Source organism: Bacillus sp. MBGLi79, from assembly GCF_002953915.1.
Window position 1 is genome coordinate 4,662,621 of the sequence record NZ_CP026521.1, and the last position, 4,870, is coordinate 4,667,490.

At 47.7% G+C, this 4,870-nt stretch carries 4 protein-coding genes; all 4 read right to left on the bottom strand.

What is annotated here, in order from left to right:
• Positions 1–177: 177 nt before the first annotated feature.
• The 4 genes from C1T29_RS23780 to C1T29_RS23795 all read right to left on the bottom strand — a co-directional run bounded on the left by C1T29_RS23780 (position 178) and on the right by C1T29_RS23795 (position 4,508).
• Positions 178–1,479 (bottom strand): pyrimidine-nucleoside phosphorylase, encoded by a 1,302-nt coding sequence (locus C1T29_RS23780; protein WP_208945567.1) that lies wholly within the window; start codon positions 1,477–1,479, stop codon positions 178–180.
• A gap of 30 nt (positions 1,480–1,509) precedes the next feature.
• Positions 1,510–2,691: a NupC/NupG family nucleoside CNT transporter gene (locus C1T29_RS23785; protein WP_023856885.1), complete on the bottom strand. Its 1,182-nt coding sequence runs from the start codon at positions 2,689–2,691 to the stop codon at positions 1,510–1,512.
• Positions 2,692–2,772: 81 nt separating this feature from the next.
• On the bottom strand, positions 2,773–3,444 hold the full coding sequence (gene deoC / locus C1T29_RS23790) for a deoxyribose-phosphate aldolase (protein WP_103749453.1): 672 nt from the start codon (positions 3,442–3,444) through the stop codon (positions 2,773–2,775).
• A 125-nt stretch (positions 3,445–3,569) separates the two neighbouring features.
• The gene (locus C1T29_RS23795) at positions 3,570–4,508 is read right to left on the bottom strand and encodes a DNA-binding transcriptional repressor DeoR (protein ID WP_025810545.1); all 939 of its coding nucleotides are present in this window, start codon (positions 4,506–4,508) and stop codon (positions 3,570–3,572) included.
• Positions 4,509–4,870: the final 362 nt, after the last annotated feature.

The window sequence follows — 4,870 nt, forward strand, 5'->3', positions numbered from 1 at the left end:
GAATACGTTTGGCCACGTTTAAAAAAACCTCCTATTTATCTATACCTTTCCGTCCATGTAAAAAGATGACACCTAAGACGTATTCATGCTACAAGAAAGATTAAAATAGGTAAATGAGAAAAAAAGCCCATAAAAACAGCACACACCCAAGGGTATGTGCTGTTTCTGCATGTTCTTCTATTCCGTAATCCCCGTATGCACGAGCTTCGGCGCTTCGGCTTTTTCAGCGATTTGAATGTTGTCGTAGACTTTTGCGATGAAGTCATCGACATTTTCGCGGTTTGCGTATAGGGTAACCAATGGTTCGCCTTTTTCGACTGCGTCGCCGACTTTTTTGCGAAGCATGATACCGACGGCGAGGTCGATTTTGTCTTCTTTTGTTGCGCGGCCGGCGCCCAGCAGCATGGCCGCGACGCCGATTTGATCGGCGACGATTTCAGACACGACGCCCGCTTCTTTGGCAGGAATGTCGATTTTGTAGGCAGCCTGAGGCAGCTTTTCAGGGTTATCCGCGACAGAACTGTCGCCGCCTTGGTTCTGAAGGAAATCCTTGAATTTTTGCAGTGCTTTTCCGTTTTTCATTACATCGATCAGTTTCTCTCTTGCTTCGTCAAGGGTCTCTGCCTTTTTGGCAAGAACGACCATTTGGCTGCCCAATGTTAAGACAAGCTCAGTCAAGTCTTCCGGACCTTCCCCTTTTAATGTATCGATCGCCTCTTTCACCTCAAGGGCATTTCCGATTGCAAACCCCAGCGGCTGGGACATGTCGGAGATGACAGCCATCGTTTGGCGGCCGACATTGTTTCCGATGCGGACCATCGCTTTTGCAAGGTTGACGGCGTCTTCATCCGTTTTCATAAAGGCGCCGGCGCCTGTTTTGACGTCAAGGACAATCGCGTCCGCCCCCGCGGCGATTTTCTTGCTCATAATCGAGCTGGCAATCAGCGGGATCGAATTGACCGTGCCTGTCACATCGCGAAGGGCGTACAGTTTTTTGTCAGCTGGCGTCAAGTTTCCGCTTTGGCCGATGACGGCAACCTTGTCGCGGTTGACAAGTTCGATGAATTCGTCTTTAGAAAGTTCCACGTGAAACCCTTTGATCGCTTCGAGCTTGTCAATTGTTCCCCCTGTGTGTCCAAGGCCGCGGCCCGACATTTTGGCGACCGGGACGTCGAGAGCCGCAACAAGCGGTGCAAGTACGAGCGTCGTCGTGTCGCCGACGCCTCCTGTTGAGTGTTTGTCGACTTTGATGCCTTCAATCGCGGAAAGATCGATCGTTTCGCCTGAGTTGACCATCGCCATCGTGAGATCGGCCCGTTCTCTGTCCGTCATGTCCTGAAAATAGATGGCCATCGCCAGAGCGCTCGCCTGATAGTCAGGAATGCTGCCGTCTGTGTAGCCTTTAATGAAAAATTTAATTTCTTCTGTTGTCAATTCTTCTCCATTTTGTTTTTTAGTGATGATATCAACCATTCTCATTGTGATCACCAGTCCTTTTTTCAATGTTTATCAATAGATCAATCCTACAACGGTCGCTGTCAAGAAACTGACGAGCGTTGCGCCATACAGCAATTTCAAGCCAAAGCGTGCGACGACGTTTCCTTGTTTCTCATTCAGTCCTTTAACAGCGCCGGCGATAATTCCGATCGATGAGAAATTGGCAAATGAGACGAGGAAGACAGAAACAATCGCTTCGGTGCGGCCGCTGAAATGGAAGCTGCCTTGTGCGAGAGACTGCATCGCGACAAATTCATTTGAGACCATCTTGGTTGCCATGATACTTCCAGCATTCACCGCTTCATGCCATGGAATACCCATCAGGAAGGCAAACGGCGCAAAAATAAACCCGAGCAGTTCCTGGAATGATATGCCTAGTGCGGCGCTGAAAATGCCGTTAATCATTGCGATGATCGCGACAAATCCGATCAGCATAGCGGCCACGACGACGGCGACTTTAAAGCCGTCCATAATATATTCGCCCAGCATTTCAAAGAAGGATTGTTTTTCCTCTTCCTGTACCTCTACCATATCATGTTCTCGATCGACTTCATAAGGATTGATAATCGAAGCGATAATAAATCCGCCGAATAAGTTCAATACGAGCGCGGTGACAACGTATTCTGGCTTCAGCATCGTCATATAGGCGCCGACGATAGACATCGAGACAGTTGACATCGCTGAAGCGCACAGCGTGTAAAGTCTGTGCTTAGGCAACAGGCCCAGCTGCTTTTTTAACGAAATGAATACTTCAGATTGCCCCAGTATCGCCGAGGCCACGGCATTGTATGACTCAAGTTTGCCCATCCCGTTGATTTTGCTAAGCGCAAGACCAATATATTTTATAATAAACGGAAGGATTCTCCAATATTGCAAAATACCGATTAAAGCAGAGATAAAAACAATCGGGAGCAGCACGCTGATGAAGAATGTGGATTCATTCACATTCACCAGCCCGCCAAAGACAAAATTTACACCTTCTGCGGCATATTCAAGCAAATACCCGAAGCCTTTGGCAAACCCGCCGACGAGATAGTTTCCGACGCCCGTGTTCAGCAAAACATATCCTAATGCAAATTGCAGCACGATCATGATGATAACCGGACGGTACTTCACTCTTTTTTTTCCGCTGCTGACCAGCCATGCAAGCCCTAAGACGACAAATAAACCGATGAGCCCGATAAGATATTTCATGTTTTGATCCTCCTGGGGATGTATTCGCTTACATTTTTGTATCTGTGCGCAGGAAGCTTTCGCTTCCCGCCGCACTGGATCTTAGTAGTTATCTTCATTTTTCCCTTCTGCTCCGCTGACGATGGAAACGCCTGCGCTTGCACCGATCCGGGTCGCTCCGGCTGAGATCATGCTTTCAACGTCCTCTTTTGTTCGAATGCCTCCGGATGCTTTGACACCGATGTCGGGTCCGACTGTTTTCCGCATGAGGGCAATATCTTCCGCTGTCGCTCCGCCGGTTGAGAACCCGGTTGAAGTTTTGACAAAGTCGGCACCGGCAGCAACAGCCAAGCGGCAAGCCCGCTCTTTTTCCTCGTCTGTCAACAGACACGTTTCAATGATGACTTTAACAAGCGCTTTACCTTTTGCGGCTTCAACGACTCCGCGGATGTCCGCCTCGACAAAGTCATCGTCTCCGTCTTTTAAAGCGGCGATGTTGATGACCATGTCCACCTCTGTCGCGCCTTTTGCGATCGCGTCCTTCGTTTCAAACGCTTTTGTTTCTGTCGTGTTGGAGCCCAGCGGAAAACCGATGACTGTGCAAACATCGATTTCCGTTCCTTTCAGCTCTTTGGCGGCGAATTCAACCCATGTCGGGTTGACGCAAACTGAAGCGAATTGGTGTGTTTTCGCTTCTTCTATTAATTTTTCAATCTCGGATTTTTGTGTATGCGGTTTCAATGCTGTATGATCAATGAGATTTGCAATCGTCATATACTAGCACTTCCTTTATATAAGATAGTTTCAGCATAACCGATTTTTGAACAAATGTAAATTACCATATGAAATTTTGTTCAATAGAAAATAAAGTAAAATCCAGGCTGTTCTTCCTGGACACTTTAATCATCTAGCAGTTCTTTCGCCGTATGCTGATCAATAATCAGCACATTGGCATATTTGCCTTTTAGTGCACCATGAATAGCGGCTTTTTTCCGGCTGCCGCCCGCTACGAGAATCGACCGTTCTTTTTCCCTCAAGTCAGCCAATTCAATGCCGATCGTCCGCGAGTCGATAGCATGGCTGCAAATGTTTCCCTCCGCATCAAAAAAGCGCGAACAAATATCGCCGACTCCACGTTCTTTCAGAAGGGCTTTTTCCTCTTCATGAAAATACCCCAGCCTGAACAGCAGGGCTTCATCACGGACCGTGCCGACTGTAAATAACGCAATGTTCGCCTGTTTGCCCATTTCTATGATCCGCTTAATGTGCCTGTCCCGCTCTACCATCTGTTTAACTTCCGGATTGTCAAACACGACCGGAAGCGGCAAATACCTCGGCATCGTTTGAAAGGCTTCGGCAAACAGCTGAATCGTTTCAGACGAATAGGTGTTGACACTTGAGTGGCTGATTCCGCCTTTCAGTTGTACGACCTCTGCGCCCTTCACCTGTTTGGGCTGCATATTTTGGGCGATTTGGTACATTGTCGTTCCCCAGCTGACGCCGACAATGTCGCCGTCCTTGACTGCGCCGTGCATGTATTCGGCTCCGAAGCGGCTGAGATAATGCGTGATGGTCGTATAATCCGCGGTCGGCGAAAAAACAACATGTGCTTCCAGGAGCCCGTATTTTTCCTCAAGCATCGCACCGAGCGCATCCATATCTTCAAACGGATCCATGACGCGGATTTGGACATACCCCTTTTCCTTGGCGAACTGCAGCAGCCTTGATACCGTCGGTCTTGAAATCTGCAGCTGTTCGGCGATTTGCTGCTGGCTGTAGTCAGACTGATAATAGAGCCTCGCAGCTTCAATGCTCAATTGCTGTTTTTCCTTGTCCATCACGTTCCTCCCCTTTAGTAACGCTTTAACCTATATTATATAGGTTCATGCTCCTTCTCATCCAGCTGAATTGCAAAAAGACGGCCAGTATGCCGGCCCATGCGCCACTACATGTGTTCATATCATATCTTTATCCTTTATATATACATCTTTTTCTGCTGTCAGTTCTTCAGCTGCGCTTGTCCGCCGGTAAAACACGGTTTCATCTCATAGCTGAATCAATACCTCACCAAGATTTTTTCTGGTTGCTCTGGTCTCACACAGGCTATCCATTCACGTCCTCCGTTTATTTCTTTTGGTATTTTTTTATGAAAATCAATACGAAAATCCTTCTATTGATGGAAAAACATTTTATTATTGGA